At 41.1% G+C, this 18,297-nt stretch carries 20 protein-coding genes; 1 reads left to right on the top strand and 19 read right to left on the bottom strand.

The genetic code is table 11. The features are described 5' to 3' along the window. Positions 1-14: 14 nt before the first annotated feature. Together UYK_RS24020 and UYK_RS0104535 are read right to left on the bottom strand one after the other, a co-directional pair. Positions 15-203 carry a PIN domain-containing protein gene (locus UYK_RS24020; RefSeq protein WP_016870996.1) on the bottom strand — a complete coding sequence of 63 codons (189 nt, stop codon included), beginning with the start codon at positions 201-203 and terminating at the stop codon, positions 15-17. Beyond that, on the bottom strand, positions 181-408 hold the full coding sequence (locus tag UYK_RS0104535) for a DUF4327 family protein (RefSeq protein WP_009459817.1): 228 nt from the start codon (positions 406-408) through the stop codon (positions 181-183). Before UYK_RS0104535 ends, UYK_RS24020 begins: the two co-directional genes overlap by 23 nt. A 173-nt stretch (positions 409-581) precedes the next feature. On the opposite strand from UYK_RS0104535, the gene UYK_RS0104530 reads away from it, so the two are divergent. After that, a complete protein-coding gene (locus tag UYK_RS0104530) occupies positions 582-1,121 on the top strand; it encodes a hypothetical protein (protein WP_016870995.1) in 540 nt (179 codons plus the stop codon). Between the two features lie 94 nt (positions 1,122-1,215). Here the strand turns inward: UYK_RS0104530 and UYK_RS0104525 are convergent, their stop codons facing one another. The 17 genes from UYK_RS0104525 to UYK_RS0104445 all read right to left on the bottom strand — a co-directional run bounded on the left by UYK_RS0104525 (position 1,216) and on the right by UYK_RS0104445 (position 18,200). Further along, positions 1,216-2,478: a DUF4336 domain-containing protein gene (locus UYK_RS0104525; RefSeq protein WP_016870994.1), complete on the bottom strand. Its 1,263-nt coding sequence runs from the start codon at positions 2,476-2,478 to the stop codon at positions 1,216-1,218. 591 nt (positions 2,479-3,069) lie between these two features. Next, positions 3,070-3,807 carry an LmeA family phospholipid-binding protein gene (locus UYK_RS0104520; protein WP_016870993.1) on the bottom strand — a complete coding sequence of 246 codons (738 nt, stop codon included), beginning with the start codon at positions 3,805-3,807 and terminating at the stop codon, positions 3,070-3,072. A 95-nt stretch (positions 3,808-3,902) separates the two neighbouring features. Further along, positions 3,903-4,925 (bottom strand): carboxymuconolactone decarboxylase family protein, encoded by a 1,023-nt coding sequence (locus UYK_RS0104515; RefSeq protein ID WP_016870992.1) that lies wholly within the window; start codon positions 4,923-4,925, stop codon positions 3,903-3,905. 145 nt (positions 4,926-5,070) lie between these two features. Then, a complete protein-coding gene (locus tag UYK_RS0104510; RefSeq protein ID WP_016870991.1) occupies positions 5,071-6,042 on the bottom strand; it encodes an acetyl-CoA carboxylase carboxyltransferase subunit alpha in 972 nt (323 codons plus the stop codon). Between the two features lie 56 nt (positions 6,043-6,098). Continuing rightward, the gene (gene accD, locus UYK_RS0104505) at positions 6,099-7,010 is read right to left on the bottom strand and encodes an acetyl-CoA carboxylase, carboxyltransferase subunit beta (protein WP_016870990.1); all 912 of its coding nucleotides are present in this window, start codon (positions 7,008-7,010) and stop codon (positions 6,099-6,101) included. Positions 7,011-7,133: 123 nt separating this feature from the next. Next, positions 7,134-7,460 carry a hypothetical protein gene (locus UYK_RS24015; RefSeq protein WP_016870989.1) on the bottom strand — a complete coding sequence of 109 codons (327 nt, stop codon included), beginning with the start codon at positions 7,458-7,460 and terminating at the stop codon, positions 7,134-7,136. 84 nt (positions 7,461-7,544) lie between these two features. Next, positions 7,545-7,799 carry a nitrate/nitrite transporter NrtS gene (gene nrtS / locus UYK_RS0104495; protein WP_071588104.1) on the bottom strand — a complete coding sequence of 85 codons (255 nt, stop codon included), beginning with the start codon at positions 7,797-7,799 and terminating at the stop codon, positions 7,545-7,547. A 174-nt stretch (positions 7,800-7,973) separates the two neighbouring features. Next, positions 7,974-9,281, bottom strand: coding sequence for a CmpA/NrtA family ABC transporter substrate-binding protein (locus tag UYK_RS0104490; protein ID WP_016870987.1), 1,308 nt, complete (start codon positions 9,279-9,281; stop codon positions 7,974-7,976). 197 nt (positions 9,282-9,478) lie between these two features. After that, positions 9,479-10,306, bottom strand: a complete 828-nt coding sequence (locus UYK_RS0104485) for an ABC transporter ATP-binding protein (protein ID WP_016870986.1) — start codon at positions 10,304-10,306, stop codon at positions 9,479-9,481. A gap of 34 nt (positions 10,307-10,340) precedes the next feature. Continuing rightward, on the bottom strand, positions 10,341-11,138 hold the full coding sequence (gene ntrB / locus UYK_RS0104480) for a nitrate ABC transporter permease (protein WP_016870985.1): 798 nt from the start codon (positions 11,136-11,138) through the stop codon (positions 10,341-10,343). A gap of 271 nt (positions 11,139-11,409) precedes the next feature. Continuing rightward, positions 11,410-11,934, bottom strand: a complete 525-nt coding sequence (locus UYK_RS0104475; protein ID WP_016870984.1) for a DUF302 domain-containing protein — start codon at positions 11,932-11,934, stop codon at positions 11,410-11,412. Positions 11,935-12,145: 211 nt separating this feature from the next. Continuing rightward, complete coding sequence (locus UYK_RS27110) at positions 12,146-12,304, bottom strand: hypothetical protein (RefSeq protein ID WP_235182301.1); 159 nt, start codon at positions 12,302-12,304, stop codon at positions 12,146-12,148. A gap of 139 nt (positions 12,305-12,443) precedes the next feature. After that, on the bottom strand, positions 12,444-14,213 hold the full coding sequence (locus UYK_RS0104465; RefSeq protein WP_016870982.1) for an NAD(P)/FAD-dependent oxidoreductase: 1,770 nt from the start codon (positions 14,211-14,213) through the stop codon (positions 12,444-12,446). Between the two features lie 82 nt (positions 14,214-14,295). Continuing rightward, complete coding sequence (locus UYK_RS0104460) at positions 14,296-15,261, bottom strand: DUF1702 family protein (protein WP_016870981.1); 966 nt, start codon at positions 15,259-15,261, stop codon at positions 14,296-14,298. Positions 15,262-15,419: 158 nt separating this feature from the next. Next, complete coding sequence (locus UYK_RS0104455; RefSeq protein WP_341271176.1) at positions 15,420-16,361, bottom strand: DUF1702 family protein; 942 nt, start codon at positions 16,359-16,361, stop codon at positions 15,420-15,422. Positions 16,362-16,398: 37 nt separating this feature from the next. Next, positions 16,399-16,674, bottom strand: a complete 276-nt coding sequence (locus tag UYK_RS0104450) for a Mo-dependent nitrogenase C-terminal domain-containing protein (protein WP_016870979.1) — start codon at positions 16,672-16,674, stop codon at positions 16,399-16,401. 116 nt (positions 16,675-16,790) lie between these two features. After that, complete coding sequence (locus UYK_RS0104445; RefSeq protein WP_016870978.1) at positions 16,791-18,200, bottom strand: carotenoid oxygenase family protein; 1,410 nt, start codon at positions 18,198-18,200, stop codon at positions 16,791-16,793. Positions 18,201-18,297 lie beyond the last annotated feature (97 nt).

Here is an 18,297-nt window from a genome sequence, read left to right as displayed (position 1 = left end):
ATGCTGTTCTGGGCTTATGCAGAGGCGATCGCTAAATTTGCGACCATTCGCCCCGATTTTCTTGCACTGTAACATGACTCGCCAATGGCAATACTTGGAATAAAAACTTCATGAGCTTGAGCAAGGTTGTTTTTGACAATCGCTTCGTCCGCAAACAGAGCAATGGCGATCGCAATTGCATCAGTCTTCGTTCCAATCTTCACGACCTAAGAGGTCTATAATCTTATCCCGCAGCAAAAATTCGTTTTTTTCTAGTTCAAGTTCCACGCAAACCCAATCACGCCCAGGAATATATCTACACAAAGCATAAATTGGCTCGTCACGACGAATTAATCCTTTTTTCACAAGTTCACGTGCTTCTTCTCTAATAACTTCAATATCATACTTAACAAGAGTATTAGTATCCATAACAAAGCTCCCCGATGTTAATTAGCCAGTGTTTAACCCAAATATCAACACTTGGACTCTAATTTCAACTTATCGAAATTATTTGAGGATTTTGTGAAGATTGCAAATAAACAAAAGCACTCAACGCCATACCCTTGGACACAGCAGAAGTTAACCAAAGCCATAATGAGAACATGACAATACAACAAAAGAGCGATCGCTCATTCCACGAAAGATTTTTGCTCTCGACAGTGGCTGTATTAACAGCATTCACACTTACCAGTTGCAGTACTCTTGTGACAGATCAGTATGAAGCTACAGCCCTAACTACTTACACATGGCAAGTTAAATATGCATACGATCTCACCAATGAACCATCACCACGTTTTGAAACCTTTGCCACAACTTCTTTGCTAAATCGCAATGGGATCAAGCCCCCTGGAACAGTCATCGGCCCTGATGACAGGGGTTTATGGTGGCCGACTCTACCACCGCGACCTTCAGTGTCGGAAGTGGAACAACGGCAAAAACCTCAAGAACAAGCAAGTACACCCGAAATATTGAAAGCTGTGGAGTACAGGCTGACGTATACGCTAGGTTCTCAACAGAAGACTTTACCCACAAACTACGCAGTTTATCGTCAGGTTGTCAAAGCATATCCGTCAAAAGCTCCTCTGCGGTTAACTTTGGGAGTTGGAGATAACTCGGTGGAGAAAGCGGAAATAGTTAAGTAGCAGGCTGTGACTAAAATTATGTTTTGGAAGGCGAACACCGATGCACACCGATAAACACCGATGGATGCAGATAGGTTTTCTAGATGTGTTTATGTTATTTGTTGGTGTTAGTTTTTTCAAAAAACTCTTTTGGAGGTGTGGCGATACCCCATTTGATCAAATTTGCTTCTAGTTCCTTGATAAATTTAGCATCTTCTGCTATAATAGTGTGGTTTTCGCTGGTGAATGAGTTTTGACTCACAGAGGATTTTTGCTCCAGAAAGGCGAATGCTTGCCGAAATTGCTCGGGACTGGTTTGAATTGGCGAGTCAAAGTGACAGGAAATAATTTGCTGAAAATCCCAACTAGCAATCTGATCAGCCCAGTTGAGTACTTGTGTAGGGTCTTGAGGAAAAATCAGAGTTTGCAAAATCGGTGCTACAAATGGACGCCCCTGATTTCGTAGCGCTGCAAATGATTGCTGCCAATTTTCTCGCCATCGAAATGGAAACACGCCAAAGTAGGTTTTTCTGGAACGATCTGGTGCTTTGAGAGCATCCTGAAATGCCTGCCCTAATCCGATTGTCTCTAGTGTACTAGGACGGAAATAGATGGCAAACAAGGAAATGCGTTGCCATCCCTTACGGCGGTTGGCTTCGTTATCTGCAATCGCTTCTAAGGCGTTGTCTCTGGCGTGAAAAAGTAAGGGGTAGGGGTCTAATTGAAAAATTGCAGGTGGTTCTTCTGGCACAGACACTATAGAATCAGTTAGTAGTAGAGTGTGCGATCGCTTGTGGAAGAAAGCAACTTCTGCAAAAGACCCCCGTCCCAAATCTATATCCAAGATTGCATAGTCAAATTCACTGCTCATCGGAGCTAGGCTGGAGTTTTCTGGAAGTATGTAAGTGCGTTTTGCAGGAAAGCCTAGCCAACTTAACGGCAAGTTGAACGGAAAACTCCACTGGTGGGGAGCAATGAATACTTGCGCTTGGGGAAAGCATCGAGCAAAAGGGCCAACAAAGACTTTGTGTTCTAAGCCAGAACTGGTGGGCAGAATAATGTATTTAACATCACCATAACTTGCTACTAATTCATTCATCATGCGGATACACTCTCTGGTGGGAGCAATAGGTGCATAGACTAGAAGACCACCAGTTTCGAGTTTAACTACACTCATCCGAATTGGAACGATAGTGTAGAGAATGCCGTGCAGCTGATCGAATGTCCAGATCGTGTCTTCAACAATTTCACAGCAGCATGTGCGACGCTTACCGTAGGGATATAGTGGTACAGCAGGCCAAAATGGCCATGACCAATCTCTGCGCTGCATCAGTCGTTTCTGTGGCATTGTCCCTGAATTGGATTCCTGTGCATTCATTGTTCATCTAGTTGGCACTCCTATCCAATTTCTAACATGTAATTTTGGATCATTATTTTGCCCAAATGGGCAGTTAGCAAGTTTTAAGCGATCGCATCTGAATAGCTAATAAAATAAGGCAGTCCTGATGAAACAAGTTTCACGAGCTTTGCCATGAAAAACCTCACCCCTCTACCTCTAATCCCTCTCCTTAGCAAGGAGAGGGGTGTCCGATAGGACGGGGTGAGGTTGCTTTCAAGTTAGAGGACAGAAGATAGTCCAAATAAAACAAGTTTCACCGCCAAAGATAAAAGGGTTTTTTCTCCTACACCCCAATGAAAGAACGAACACAGATGAACACAGATGCACACAGATGGATTATGGGTTTGCTGTTGAGTTAATCCCAAATCCCCGATCCCCAATCGCTATTTTCAAGTTAGAAGGGATAAGAATTTTCAGGGCAAGGTTTGTGTCAAAAGGTAGAAGACAATATCTGATCTAAACAATTAAGAATAGTAAAATGCACTTATGGTCTTTCAAACTCCCCTATTATTGTCTTAACTTGATAGTAGGGGGTTTTATTAGCAATCCGATTGTTCAGCTGAAATCACCCTAAAGTGTAGGTATTTGCTTCATTTTCGCTTCTATCAAAAATACTAAGCTGCCTTTTTGCACTTCGAGATTAATGATACGAAACCGTGTATCATCAAATTCTAAATATGGCAAGTCGACTAATTCTTTAATCTTATTCATGAGTGCCACAACAATATTTAAGGAAATGCCCTCTCCTTGAGTACAGTTGAAACTTTCCATGAGTATAGGTTTGTTGAGAGTACGTGGGCTAAACATTGACCGAAAGCCGACTTGGCTAGTATGAGCTTGTTCTTGTATCCGCACTATCCCATCAATTTGAATTTTGCCATCACCAGGTAAAGAAAGTTGGATTTTTTGTGATTGCAACTTTACAGTTTTACCATCGACATTTAAATTAAAGGGTCTGAGTTTGCTACGAACAAAGTCTGAAGTCAAAGCGTGGTTGACATCCGCCTCTTTTAGGACTACACGAGCTTTAGTATTTACAGGCTGTTCAAGTTCAATTTGACCAAAAATAGCACTGAGAGGATTGATGGAAATTTGATCTGTTTGTACCTGGATTTCTTGTATGCGAACCTCTTGTACTTCTAGCCCTTCTCCAGCCAAAGAAACAGTATCTGCTTGCCCTTGAACAATTTTGAGCAAATCTGTTTGCACATCTACATCTATTTTTTCTGCTTGATCCAACTGATGAGACAGGGTGTTCTCCGCCGCTTGGGAGAGTAAATTTTCCTCTATTTTTCGTTCTTGTGACATGAGCGTAGTTCTTTCTAGAGCCTTCTGCTTCATTGAAACGCTGATCGCTCACGACTGTATCTGCAACAAGTTATATAAAGTAGTATATATTTAATTTACCCTGATTTTGTTGGTAATCTTGTCCAGCTTGCGATCGCGCGTGCAGTGGAGAAACTTGCCCACGCCACAACTGCTAGCAATTGCTCATCTAAGGAAAAGTAAGTCTTGAATTCATCAATCACTGTTTTATCCACCTGAAAGGAACTGAAGGCTGTCAGTAGGGCTAATTTTGCGATCGCTTTCGATTGCAAATCTAATCCTTCTGTTAAAGTCTCAACCCACTGTCTACTGATTCCTTTGTCTTGTCCATCCCAGTTACTAATGTTCTGCTCAACAAAACTCTGAACATCCGGCGAGACAAAATTGCGAATACTTTCCTCAATAACTACTGCATATCTCGATAACGCTTGGGCAATAAATGGGTTTGATGCTGCCCATTGAAAATCATCAGGAAGGTTAGCTTCTGGTAGCAATACCAGAGATTTACCAGCGTTTCTTGATGTACCCACTAGCCCAGTTTTGATCATGACTTTGCGAACTACCCAATTAGCAATTCCCTTACCAAATGGCAGTGGAATAAATGCTTTATTCAGAAAGATATTTACTAACCGATTAGTATAATGAAAATTCAAGGCTGCACCAATAATTTCTGGTGCTTCTATATTATTAAAAGGTGGATTTAGTTGAAGTTGATGGTTCGGTTGATTAGAAGATAATGCCCATTCAACGATGCTTCTGAATTTGGGATCTGCAATGGCGTTGAGATCGTTTTTCACAATTGCAATTGCAACTTTATCATGCCTCAGACCTGATAACATGATACTATGAGCATCAACGCAATAAGGACAAGTGTTAATTTTAGAAACCGCAAGATTGATTGCTTCCTTCACTTCGCGATTAACTTGATTATCTACTAAGAAAACCTCGCGAAATAAAGACCAATTACCTGCAAATAATGTTGGAGAAACAGAATGCATGACAAAGGTAGGAATTGTCAGTGCCTCTTGCTGGATTTGAACATAGGTTCTATTTAATAAATCATCTTTGTGACTGGGCTTAATTGGTGTCAGGTATTTCATTATTGATCTTCCTATCAATAAGTTGTAGCCAAGATAAATTTAAGCTCGTCCTCCGAAGACAACGCTCTTGATTTCACGGTAATGGTTAACTGGTCATTGGCCTATTACCCATTACCTATTACCCATTACCAAATGTGAGTTATGTTTACACATTCCAAACACCAATTTGGCGGAATTTTTGATAACGTATTTGGCGACGCTGTTGACTAGTCATTTGAGTTAATTCCTCTAAATTTTGCAATAGTCCCTGCTTGAGAATTTTCGCTGCTTCCAGGGGATCACAGTGAGCGCCACTCGGAGGTTCTAGCAAAATTTGGTTGAGAATTCCTAAACTTTTCAGGTCTTGTGCAGTAATTTTCAGAGCAATTGCAGCTTGGGGTGCTTTGCTCACATCTTTCCAAAGAATAGCAGCACAAGCTTCAGGGGTAGCAACAGTATAAACAGCATGTTCAAACATCAATAGACGATCGCCTACACCAATACCTAATGCACCACCAGAACCACCCTCGCCAATAACTGTGCAGATAATGGGAACATCTAATCTAAACATTTCCCGCAAATTGTATGCGATCGCTTCTCCTTGACCTTGATGTTCTGCTTGCACACCAGCCCAAGCACCTGGCGTATCAATAAAAGTTAAAATTGGCATTCCAAATCGATTGGCGTGTTCCATCAATCTCATCGCCTTACGATAGCCCCCCGGCGCAGCCATACCGAAATTACGAGCAACATTATCTTTTGTATCTCGACCCTTTTGATGTCCCAACATCACTACAGGTCTTCCAGCTAGCTTTGCTATACCTCCAACTAAAGCCGGATCATCTGAACCACCGCGATCGCCATGTAGTTCTATCCATGTATCACTAATTGCTTTAATGTAATCAAGAGTACTAGGACGACGAGGATGGCGAGCAATTTGCAGTTTTTGGGACGGTGAAAGATTACTGAAAATTCCCTGACGTAGTTGCATAGCCTGTGTTTCTAATTGGCAAATCTGCTCGCCAATATCCACACCATTTTCTTTTGCAAGTTCACGAATCTTGTCGATGCGAAACTCCAAGTCAACTAAAGGCTTTTCAAAGTCTAAAAGTAGTGGTTTGCGCTCAGTAGTTACCATAGTTTGCAATTAATTTAATATTGTGAATACCTGTGAATACCTTGGTTTAATTGAGACTAAGTGGAGCTTAAAGCCATTGCTTCCCACTGCACCATAGAATGTGTAGTTGAAACAGGTTGATGCAAAGAAATTAACTGCGCCAGATTCTTCTTAAGTTCGGTGCGGGGAATGATAATATCAACAAAACCGTGATGTAAGAGATCCTCAGCAGTCTGAAAATCATTAGGTAACTTCTCCCGCAGTGTTTGCTCAATGACTCGACGACCAGCAAAGCCAATCGTCGCCTTTGGTTCTGCAATGATGATGTCACCCAACATCGCAAAACTAGCTGTGACACCGCCTGTAGTTGGATGAGTCAGAATCGGAATGTAAAGCAGACCAGCTGCGCGATGGTATTCTAAAGCGCCTGAAATTTTTGCCATCTGCATCAGACTTAACATTCCTTCTTGCATCCTCGCGCCACCAGAGGTACAGACAATAATTACAGGATATTGTTTGGAGGTTGCTCTTTCAATCAGACGAGTCAGCTTTTCTCCAACTACAGAACCCATGCTACCACCCATGAATCGGAAGTCCATGACACCAAGGGCTACTGGTAAACCTTCTATTTGACCAAGACCAGTTTGCACAGCATCCACTAAACCAGTCTTTTTTTGAGTTTCTGCTAGACGATCGCTGTAGGCTTTACGATCATAAAATTGTAGTGGATCAGATGGGTATAGTTCCTCATCCAAGGGTATCCAGGTTTTAGCATCAATCAATTGCAGGATGCGCTCATCGCTATATACTTGCTCATGATGTCCACACTCTTGACAGACCATCTGATTAGCTCGTAACTCTTTGGTATAAACTAAAATTTCACAAGCACTACATTTACTCCATAATCCATCAGAAATATCACGCTCTTGGCGTTCCCAACTCAGAGAGCCAGATTTCCTTCGATTTTCAAACCAATCAAATAGAGACATTCAAACCCCCAATTCCTTTTTTGGTGATCTGTTACCTTGAGAAAAAAATATTGTCAAATTAGCTCCATACAAAATATAGAAATCATAATTTTTGACAACAAAACTCCCGAATACATACAATATTTATTCTTTATAAACGCACAACCAACTCCATAATTCATCAAGGAGCATAAAGATGCCTAATAATATTACTACCAGCAAGGCTAACCAGAACGGCAAATCAAAAATTGTATTGAGAATAATCACAATTTGAGTAAACAAAATAATTAAAAATAATATATTTCTTCTATGTACATCTCTTGTGATTTTTCCCATGACTTCTGTTGGAATTGGTAAAGGGATTACAGCACTAGGAGGAAAAGCATAGAATCGTTCTTTTTGAACAAATAAATCTGTCCAACCGTTTTCTTGACACCACTTTTTCACCTGTTTTTGTATAGAATTATCCATTTTTACTCAGTTTGCATTGGATAAATTTTTATGATTTCACTGTTACCAGCAAATATTGAACGCTGGTAATTTCTCTATTGATTACTATTTCCTATTTTTGGCAATACGTTCTTTTCTACCAATGTATTGACCATGAATACTGACCATATAAGGAACAATGTAAGTTAAAGTTCCAGAAATCCAACGTTCGGCTGTCATCTGATCAGTTAACAATGCCCAACCATGATTGATCGTGAATAGAAGAGATCCTATGAATAGCGCTACTTTAAAGGCAGTTGGCATCAACTGGCGATCAAATAAGCTAGATAGATATCCTCCTATAATGTTCCTATGCCTCATTTTGTCACTGTCCTTAAAGTAAGTTGGCACAAATAAAGCTAACTAGTTGGGGTTGTCATTTGTCCTACTCTCCCTTGAAGCCGCTAAAGCGTCTATGTCATTAGTTATTGGTAAGGGTTTCAGGTATGTTCCCTATTCCATGTTCCGTTTTAAATAATGTTGTGTAGCGAAGAATTAAACTTTTCTGATCGTAGGAGCATTTAAGTAGGCTTGAGGATTCTCAGGATCAAATTCTAAACCATTAAAAAATTTCTCTACACCTCGTGATGTACTGGGTGGAATTGCCTTTTCCTGACCGATGAATTTTGCTGCTTCCCGCCACAAATCTTCGCGATTTACAGCCTCAATTAAAGGTTTGGTTTCAAATTCTGGTGAGCGATATCCCCAGCGCATATCTTCAATTAAAAACCATAAGTCATGACTTTTGTAAGGATAAGAAGCATTCTCACGCCAGAATTTAATTGCATGAGGACTGTTTTCTACTACACGCCCATTTCCATAATCAAATTTGCCTAACAAGCGATCGCGCAGTAAATCACTTTTTATTCCCATCCACTGTCGCTGTGACAGAATCTCAAACATTTCCTCCTTATTTTCTGCTTTGTCACACCACATTTGAGCTTCTAAGACTGCTGCTAGAAGTGCTTTAGCCGCCTTGGGATGCTTATCTACCCAATCACCACGCATTGCAAGTGCTTTTTCCGGGTGATTGTTCCACAACTCGCCGCTAGTTACAGCTGAGTATCCAAGTTTCTGTTTGATTAAACGATGATGCCAAGGATCGACCACACAAAAGCCTTCCATCGTACCACCCCGCATATTCGCTACCATTTGCGGTGGTGGTACTACGGTCAGGGATACATCTCGTTCTGGGTCAATACCAGCGTAAGCTAACCACCAGCGCATGAAAAAATCCCCTGTTATCCGTCGATAGGGAATAGCAAAGCGGGAAATTTCTCCATGTAAAGCCTTCTGAGCCAAAACTGATTTAAGAGTAAAGCCGTCTAAACCCAGGTTTAAATTTTTATAAGCATTGGCAAGTGAAATCCCCTGCCCATTCACATTTAGGCGAGCCAAGATATACATGGGGATTTTACGACCATAGCTAATCTCTCCTGTAGCAATCAGATATGCCATAGGAAAGAGTAAATGAGAGCCATCCAAGCCACCATCACCTGAACCTAACATCAATTTGTCACGCATCACAGCCCAAGAAGGCTGCTTAAGAACCTGGACATCAGGCATACCATACTTAGCAAAAAAGCCTTTAGCTTTGGCAATGATTAAAGGACAACCACTGGTCACAGGGATGAAGCCCAGAGTGGCTTTTGTGACTTCAGGACTATTGCTGTAACCAGCATATACGCCTGAATTCAGCTGGGTAAAAGTGGAGCCAGAGGTAGCACGATGGCTTATGGTTTGAGTCAGCAGAGCTGCTGCACTTGTTGTTACTAAAAATTTGCGTCTGGAAAATTTTGTCATATCAATTCACCTGTTGAAAGTGAATAAAAACTGCAATCTATCTACTTGATTTGCTTGATGAATTAAATAAAAAACCGCAGAGGACGCAGAGAACGCAGAGGAGGAGAAATGAGGAATGAGTCTCGAAATTGGTTTACTCATCAAAGTTTTTATCGCTCAATTTTAAGGACTAAAGTCCTAACTACGAACATGACATACTAAACAGCGTCGGGCAAAATTTTGACAATTTGGCTTTCTATATACTTGACTTGCTGTTGTTTATGTAAGAACTGCATGAGTTCATGGCGGAGTCCATGATATTTGGTACTATCCATAATTTCCGTTGGGTATCGAGGATGAGGAAAGGATACTTCCAAGACTTGATCAATGGTTGCACCGGGGCCATTTTTCAACATCACGACGCGGTTAGAGAGTAATAGGGCTTCATCCACATCATGAGTCACCATCATGGCAGTGATATTGTTTGTATTACAGATATACATTAACTCAGCTTGCAGATTACTACGGGTGAGTGCATCTAAAGCTCCAAATGGTTCATCCAACAATAGCAGCTTGGGTTTAATAGCTAAGGCACGTGCCAGCGCCACTCGTTGTTTCATCCCCCCAGAAAGTTGTGTTGGTTTCTTGCGAATGGCATCTTTTAGCCCCACCATTTCCAAGTTATGAGCAATCAACTGATGGCGTTCTTTTTTCGATTTGTGGCGCATTACCTTATTGACAGCTAAGGCTACATTTTCCCAAGTCGTTAACCAAGGTAAGAGGGAATAGTTCTGAAAGACCATCATGCGATCCGAACCAGGTTTACGTACTAGCTGACCATCAACTTGTACATAGCCTTGGGTTGGTTTATCTAATCCAGCCACAATATTGAGTAAGGTAGACTTGCCACAACCTGAATGACCAATCAAGGAAACAAATTCTCCTGGTCTGATATTTAAATCTATGTTTTTGAGGACAAGATTTTTGCTACCGTCGGATAGTTTAAATTCCTTTTCTATCCCTCTAATTTCAACATAACTAGACATAGTTTATTCTCCTTATATGTTCTGTCTTGAAAGCTTACTCTTGTGGAGTTAATTTGAATGATAGATAAGCCATGATCTTGTCTAGAAATAAACCAACTCCGCCTAAGTAAATAATTGCCAAGATGAGTTCACTAATGTTTGAGTTGTTGTAAGCATCTATGATGAAAAAGCCTATTCCGTCGTAAGCCAGCAGCATCTCAGCTGCAACCACAGCTAACCAAGACAAGCCAAGCGCAATCCTTAATCCTGTAAAAATATAGGGAAGTGTGGCAGGTAATAGAATTTTGAAAAAATTCTCAAAAACTGTGAGTCCTAAAATTTTGGAGACATTGCTGTAATCTCTAGGAATGAGTTGTACACCCAAGGCAGTATTGAGGATAATTGGCCAAATTGCCGTAATAAAAATTACAAAGATTGCTGAGGGATCTGGTTTCAGGAAGATAGCCTGAGCAAGAGGTAGCCAAGCCAAAGGCGCAACTGGACGCAACAATTGAATGATGGGGTCGATCGCTTCTCTGATAAACCTATTCAAACTGATGATAAAACCAATAGAAATTCCTACAAATGCTGCTAGAGAATAGCCAAAAATAACTCGTTCAAGACTAGCAAGGATCAGCCAAAAAAATCCTTTGTTATTGCCTCCTTTGTTAAAAAAGGGATCGATAATTAAACCCCAAGTATTAGTTATAACTTGAAAGGGAGAAGGTAGGGACGTGTCAGGATGGAGGCTAAGTAAATGCCATATAACCAATAGCATTGTGATACCAAAAGTAGGTGCGATAATTGATTTAATTTGCCTCTGGAAAATTAAGTTTTTAGCGTTGATAAACATTGAGAATTATCCTTATCACTTAATAAAAGATGATCAGATCTAACTATGAAAAAATCTGCGTTCACTCCGCGCCCCTCTGGGTTTTTATGCAAAAAAACTGCACTTATGGATTTCCAAGAAATAAATTTTATTTTAAGAAAAGCGATCGCTATCTCTTTCAACCTTATTTAGATAGCTTCTAGCAATGGCGATCGCTTACAAATATCGGAGTTGAGATTGAGGTTTGAGCGGTCTGACAGCTTTCAAATCAAAAGAGTTAATAATCCAAGTTTTAAGCAATAGCAGTTGCTGCTTCTTGGAAGCGTTGATCAAGCATTTGGGAAACTTTTAAGATAAATCCGTTGTCGAATTGAGACAACATTGATGATGGCTTGTCATAAGCAATATGAGTCTTACCATCATAATCGTCATAAACAAGTAATCTGGGTGGTACGTAAAGACCAACCGCAGGATTTTGTTCAATCATTTGGTTTGCAATCAGGGGATTACCTAGCAGATAAAGTTTGACATTCTTGGGTTTACCCATCAATGATAAAAGCGCACCTAAATCAAACATGGCCATTTTCATGAAACCACTTGAGCCTAACATTGATTCCAGGACAGCTTTGACTTGTTCAAAGGGAGCTTTTGCAGCAACAAGTTCTTCAAAGACGCTATATTTTCCATCGCCAACTATAGATTCAATCGCATTGATGACCTCATCAAATGGCTTGTCTGAAGATACAACCACCCGTGTAACTGTATAGTTAAGGGTTTGCACGCGCTCATCTGAAACTTTTACATCAACAGCTTCCATACATTTCTCCTGAATTGTTCAAGTAGAGTGTTTTGAATTGAGCAAGTTGCATACTTGCAGTGAAAAAATCGAGGATTTTTGCAGTGTGTTTGAACTTCCTCCTCTTAAAAACGAATACAAACTTTACCGAAGTGCGCGCCGCTTGCTTCATATCCCAAATCTTGCAGCTACTTTTTCGTCCGCTAAGAAATAAATTTCAAAGGCTCAAAGCTTACTGGATATACATTTGAGTCCGTTTTAACAGACTTGGGCTATGAGGGTTGAACTTCAGTTCAAGGCGTACTATCGGTCGCATTTTATGCAAGGCGATCGCGCGGTTCATTTCCTCAAACATTTCCCGTGAACCGACATAAATTCCTTGCAATTGCAAACTTTTTAGAAATATTGCACCTGTGTTGACAACACCGCTTTCTATTGTGTGAAGTTGACAATCCTCTCCTGAGTTGATGTCAATACCTGTCTATACCAATTTGGTATCACTTTAAACAACGCAGATTAGTTAAGTGATTCTAAAGCTCACTACTACCAACCCAGTTTTGTAGCCTGGATTGATAGCGATAACTCTTGAACTCTTCACGTGTTTTAGCAACAATACTATTTGTGGGCTGACCAAGCAGCTTAAGTTTGTGAGTCAATTCTGCGATCGCCATTACTACCCCTGTCAATAGCAGACGCACAATTTGGAAAATGTTGCGGGGTCTAAGCAAGCCAATAGGACCGAATCCTTTCCATTGCCACATAACAAACCAAACTACTATATAGAAACAGTAGGCTCTAAGTCCTGCAAAAACATTAAGTTTGCTAGGCTCTAATTTTGCATTCTCCAGAAAGTTATCAAAAAATTTATCTGGATGATAACCTCCGATTAACTGATCGGCTCGCAGCTGATCCATAAATCCAATATTTGTCCCCCGTTCAGCCAAATAACTCAGCTGTTTGTAAGTATCCACCCAGAAACTACCATTAAGTTTGAAAAATATCAGAGCCAGACGAGAAAACAGTAAGTCTAAGTGCCACTTACCAACATATATTGGTAGTAATGTGTTAAACCATACCATATAGTTACCGTAGAGTCGCCAACTCATGATACTGGCGTTACCAACTTGCTTTTCTTGACTGCTAACAGCAAGGTTCATAAAGCGAGCAAGGGCAAGATTAAAGTGATGGTAAGCCTCGCGTTTCTTTTCAGCATCTTGTTCATTTGCCAGCTTGGCACGAATAATCTCAGTTACAGACTCGATCGCTATACAAGACATTGTTGTTCCAGTACTATATAGCGCATCAAAGTTGCTGGCTGCATCCCCTATGACATACCAATTGTCACGGGAAAACAGCTTTTTACTTGTATGAGCGATCCTCGGCCAGTAATTAAACTCAACGTGTTCGCCACTCTGGAGGACTTTGTAAACTAGATTATGGTTAGCTTTGATAAAAGCATAAAACTTTTCTTTGGTGTTAACCAATTCAGATGGAATTATGTCTGGATGATGAAGCAGTCCCACTGATAACTCTTTTGATTGGCTGTCAACGGGAATCATCCATAACCAGTGACCTTTGCCCATCCAATGATTGGTAGCATAGTAACGGCTTTCCAAGCTTTCTGTAGAATACACACTGTTGTCAAAAATAGTGCGGTCTACATTTCTGACTAACACCCATCCCGAACTTGGCTTAATATGAACAGGTAATTCTTTGGGATGCAATAAGAGGTTATCAGTTTTACGCCCAATGATAAACTTGCGACCTGCTGCATCTATTAGGTGTTTTGCTTTTAAATGTATATAATCATTGTGGAGTTTAACCTTAACAGTATTGTCTTCATCTCCTGGAGTTAAGTCTACATCAACAACACGACCATTATAGAAGTGCGCTCCCATCTGCTTGTTCATCTCAAGCACATCTAGATCAAACTTCAAGCGATTCAGATGAAAAGATGGAATTGTTAGTTGTCGGTTAACCCAGATGTTGTAGTAGTCATCCAATGATTCTGTTTTGTCTACATCTTTTGGCCAATGCCAGTTAAGGCCTGCTTTATGGGTATGCTCTTCCAGTAGATAATCATGAAGACCTAACTCGCTAAAGAGAAACATAGACGCCGCTTCCAAGGTTGATTCACCTGGTCTGTGGTTGACTTGAGATGGATCTTGGGAACGAGGATCAATGATCGCAAGTCGGATATTAGGGATTTTGAGCAGTAAATGACGAGCTTGACAGACTCCTGCATATCCTGCACCCATAATTACAACATCGTATTCAAGTTGTTGTGCAGTTGTATTCATTGCTATCCTCTTGTTAGCTTAAAAGTTTATAATTGCTGATTCAAGTTTTGTAGTGAGTGCTTCAGGACTCACTACAAGCGCCTTAGTTACAGATAAGATAAGCTCGGTAGTTTTGCCACAAAGACTGAACTGGTGTTGTGCCAATATTCGGTAATTTCTCTTGAATCAAGTCTGTAGTATCTGCGGCATTAGCAACTAGCTCAGATAGAATTGTATGAGCCAATTCCACATGGGCTGCTGGTGTGCCTAGCATTCTGCGGAACTTAGCAGCACAGGCTGCTCCTTTGGCTAGTGCTGGTAGATAAGCTTTGGCTGCGGTTCCTAACGCTTCTAGAGTTTTGCGTTGCACACCACCAACAGAACTGCATACATAGCCAATACCACACCACAAATCTGCCTGTCTGCTAGGAGAAAAAGTAGCAATTGTTTGTTGGATATGAGTAACATTACCAGCATCTATTAACCAAATACTACGCCCTAATCCTTGGTCAAAAATGCGACTAGTATAGCCAGAGAAGTATTCAGGTCTTGGTTGACCATAGAGATAGTCTTGCCAGTGCAGCATACCAGATTGAAAGCCATAACCATCAGCGATCGCCCACACCCGTAAAGGATTAAATGGTTCTAAATAAGATGTAATGAATGGCTCAAGTGGTAATTTATCGGTTGCTAGCAGCGCACCCACCCCTAAAAACACCATTATTTGGTAAGTTATACTCGTGCCTGCAACAAAAGCTTCTACTCGGTTTAGTTCACCAGGTGTAAACATATCCTGCTTGGCCAGCGCCATCCCTACTCCTTCTAGCGCAAATCCAAGTAACTCAGGCTCCATTGTCTCCAATTTGGCTAAAATTACTTCTGGTTTTTCGCCACTAGCAACTAACTCGTTGATTCCCAATACCGCCCGTCGCACCTTCACAAATCGCTGCTTTGTTGCAGGATCAAGGGCTTGAATTCCGCGTACCTCTCTGGCTTTCAATAATGAAGCAAGCCAAGGGTCCATTTGATCCCTTTGGGTTTTTTCTACTGTCTGTTCTGTTTGTGTCATTTTGATTCTCCTGTTTAAACTTTTTTTAACTTTTATCTATTTTCAAGACAGACTCTGACAATGAAGGGATAAAGTATCGACCATCGTGCAAGGCGATAAACACAGATGGATGATGGGTTGGCTGCTAAGTTATAATTCCCGATTCCCGATCCCAATCTTCAAGCCAACAAAGCAACTCTGCTCTGATGTATGAGATGTATGCGGTAAGGTTGCCAGTTTTCTTGCTCTGGTGTGGTGGTGTTAGTAGAGAAACTGTCTAATATTTTGTCTATAGTCTCAGCAGCAGCCTCTGCTTCTATTCCACATAAAACCTGACAAGCCAATTCTGTGTAGATGGATGGATTCCCAAGTATTTGACGTGACTTGGCGGCTGTAGCTGCTGCTTGAGCCAAAATCAAATCATAAGATCCTGCTGCTATTTTTAAAGCTTCCAAAGTAGACCGATCAACACCACCAGCATAAGCACAAGCATAACCAAGTCCCCCCCACAGATTCGCTTGTCTTTCTGGTGGGAAATTAGCGATCGTTTGGGGAATCCGAGTGACATCAGTACCGTCAATAAACCAGATGCTACGCCCCATACCTTGGTCAAAAACTTGACAAGCATAGCCAGTCAGTGGCTTAGGTATCGCTTGACCTTGGAGATAATCTTGCCAATGGGTGAAACCATGTTGAAAGCCATAGCCATCGAGTACTAACCAACTTCTGATCAGGCTAAGTGATTTTAAGTAGGGTTCGATAGGCAACTTTTTTCTGCCCAGCATCAAACCTAACCCTACATACACAAAGTTCTCATAAGCAGCCCCAGGGCCTTTAACAAAAGTTTCTACTCGATTGTAATCAGCAGGTGCAAGTAAATCTCGTTGTGCTAAACCTGTACCTACTCCCTCTAATGCAAATCCGAGCAAGTCGGCTGAAACTGCATTTAGTTTAGGAAGAATTGCTTCCAAGTCTTCGGTAGTAGTTCCTACTTGGTAGCCCTGACTGTAAGTACCATGTATTTTTCCCAAGCGTTGGGCTACTTCAGGAGGTAAGGGGGGAACTCCACGTAGTTTTCTGGTTTCGGATATGATATCCTGTGTCACTTTGGTTCTCCTAATTTAAATAGTTGAGTTGGTTTTTGTTTCGGACTATATTTCAAGTTGTGGTAGCAGGTTGATTTTGAGCAAGGTAACAGAGCGCACGAAACCGCAACCCAACGAATTGGTCGTACAAGGGATTGAACTTACACAAGGGTGGGATGCGAGCAATCAGATAACCAAATACTTGAATGTCTCTTGCAAACGGACAAGTCGCTGGGATAACTGTGCATAAGAGTTGTGCGAGTTTAAAATTATTAATTTCGATCCCATCTAGCTTTTGTCGAATTAGCTGTAATAAATCTAGCTGTAGTAAGTCAATTAATTGCATCATGATCGTGGAAAGTGGGCTTGAATTATTGACGTTATTAAGTTTGATAAATATGCTTTAACCTCTGGTGGTGAACCTCTCCCCGATGTGGGGAGAAGTTTCAAAAGTTCATACTGTGTTTAAATTCCCAATTCCTGTGGAATCCAAATTCCATGAAAACCATAGGGAACTCGTTGCGGAATGAGAACACGAGCTACAGGTTCAGTAGTTAAATCTTGGGCATTTAATACTAATAATTCAGAGGCTTGTTGCGTTGAATCATAAACAAAGGTCATTAACCAACCATCATCCTCTGTATTGGTATTGGGGCGAGGGACAAAAACCGCTTCTCCGCCGTAACGACCCAATCCCAACTCATATACCTGTGAAGAGTTGGTTGTCAAGTCATATTTCAGTAATCCGTCAAAGCTAAATGCTATCCTTTGCCCAGATGCCATTTTTGCTGTATATGCATATCGGCTTTGTCGCCCCAATCTTTGCTGATTCAGACTAGGGAAATCTGATGCAAGATCATCCAGTGGTTCTTCATAAACCGCACCTGTACGCAGATTGAATCGCCAACGGTACAGTCTTGGCTTATCATCCTGACCATCACTAAACTTTGTTGGGATGTCAAGAGATGTTGTTCCACTCATCCGACAAGCGATGAGGACAATTTCTTCTCCGGCTTCATAAGCATTAACAGTATGGAAAATGTAGCAAGAAGGAGCCTCAAACCATTGAATATTACTGTTATCTCCATAACGGGGAAGGATACCAAAGCAACTGGGAACATCTGACTCAAACAAGTATGCTGATTCTCCCCGCATGATTCTTTCCATGCTAAAAGTCAGAGGCAGATACATGAAAATAGTGTAGTGTTCAGTGATGGCGAAGTCATGCATCATCACTGGTGCTGGTATATCAATAGTGACAGTTTTTGTTAGTTCTCCCTCCCGTGACACAACATTATATTGCAGATATGGTTGCGAAGTCACAGCATAGCCATAGAACATCATCTCTCCTGTTTCCGGATCAACTTTGGGATGGGCTGTAAAGCGAGATGCAAGTTTACCTTGATAGTTATATGGCCCGACTGTCTCTAAGTTGGGTACTGCAATTTCGTAAGGTTCGGCTCCTTCCCACAGAGCTAAAAGTTTTCCACCATGCCAAACTACAGCAGTATTGGCAGTATTTTTGAAAGGCCCAAACAGATTATTATGAGGAAGTTCAAAATTAGGTGGTTCTGTTGGTCCCTTCCATAGCGATCGCCCTGCTTCGATTTCCATTTTCAAAGCTCTAGTTTGCACATAGCGGTTGCGATAGGAGGCTTTACCATGATTAATTTGCACCCCATGCAACATCCCATCACCATCAAACCACTGATGACGACCAATAGGAGCAAACTTAGGATTTGGACCATTGCGGACAAACATCCCGGATAAATCGGGTGGTAACTCACCAATTACTACGAGTTCATCAGCAGTAATTTCTTCCTGAACTGGGGCAAAATTGCCATCAAGATAAGGGCTAATTATTGTTGTAACCATTTTTGTTCTCTGTAGTAAATAACAAGGAAAACTGATCGAAAATTAATCATTGGACTAGCTCTATCAAATCAAATCTCATTAGACAAGTCTATTTTCT

It is taken from the genome of Fischerella thermalis PCC 7521 (assembly GCF_000317225.1).
GTDB lineage: Bacteria > Cyanobacteriota > Cyanobacteriia > Cyanobacteriales > Nostocaceae > Fischerella > Fischerella thermalis.
The sequence above is the reverse complement of the archived record's forward strand: the minus strand, read 5'-3'. Positions and strand labels throughout refer to the sequence as shown.

Bases quoted from the DNA above. Each gene is read 5' to 3' on its own strand.
- UYK_RS0104530 (WP_016870995.1), top strand. From the start codon at position 582: ATGACAATACAACAAAAGAGCGATCGCTCATTCCACGAAAGATTTTTG.
- UYK_RS0104490 (WP_016870987.1), bottom strand. From the start codon at position 9,281: ATGACAAAATTTTCCAGACGCAAATTTTTAGTAACAACAAGTGCAGCA.
- UYK_RS0104520 (WP_016870993.1), bottom strand. From the start codon at position 3,807: ATGTCACAAGAACGAAAAATAGAGGAAAATTTACTCTCCCAAGCGGCG.
- UYK_RS24015 (WP_016870989.1), bottom strand. From the start codon at position 7,460: ATGGATAATTCTATACAAAAACAGGTGAAAAAGTGGTGTCAAGAAAAC.
- UYK_RS0104535 (WP_009459817.1), bottom strand. From the start codon at position 408: ATGGATACTAATACTCTTGTTAAGTATGATATTGAAGTTATTAGAGAA.
- nrtS (WP_071588104.1), bottom strand. From the start codon at position 7,799: ATGAGGCATAGGAACATTATAGGAGGATATCTATCTAGCTTATTTGAT.
- UYK_RS0104485 (WP_016870986.1), bottom strand. From the start codon at position 10,306: ATGTCTAGTTATGTTGAAATTAGAGGGATAGAAAAGGAATTTAAACTA.
- UYK_RS0104450 (WP_016870979.1), bottom strand. From the start codon at position 16,674: ATGATGCAATTAATTGACTTACTACAGCTAGATTTATTACAGCTAATT.
- ntrB (WP_016870985.1), bottom strand. From the start codon at position 11,138: ATGTTTATCAACGCTAAAAACTTAATTTTCCAGAGGCAAATTAAATCA.
- UYK_RS0104525 (WP_016870994.1), bottom strand. From the start codon at position 2,478: ATGAATGCACAGGAATCCAATTCAGGGACAATGCCACAGAAACGACTG.
- UYK_RS0104510 (WP_016870991.1), bottom strand. From the start codon at position 6,042: ATGGTAACTACTGAGCGCAAACCACTACTTTTAGACTTTGAAAAGCCT.
- UYK_RS0104515 (WP_016870992.1), bottom strand. From the start codon at position 4,925: ATGAAATACCTGACACCAATTAAGCCCAGTCACAAAGATGATTTATTA.
- UYK_RS0104475 (WP_016870984.1), bottom strand. From the start codon at position 11,934: ATGGAAGCTGTTGATGTAAAAGTTTCAGATGAGCGCGTGCAAACCCTT.
- UYK_RS0104460 (WP_016870981.1), bottom strand. From the start codon at position 15,261: ATGACACAAACAGAACAGACAGTAGAAAAAACCCAAAGGGATCAAATG.
- UYK_RS0104445 (WP_016870978.1), bottom strand. From the start codon at position 18,200: ATGGTTACAACAATAATTAGCCCTTATCTTGATGGCAATTTTGCCCCA.
- UYK_RS0104465 (WP_016870982.1), bottom strand. From the start codon at position 14,213: ATGAATACAACTGCACAACAACTTGAATACGATGTTGTAATTATGGGT.
- accD (WP_016870990.1), bottom strand. From the start codon at position 7,010: ATGTCTCTATTTGATTGGTTTGAAAATCGAAGGAAATCTGGCTCTCTG.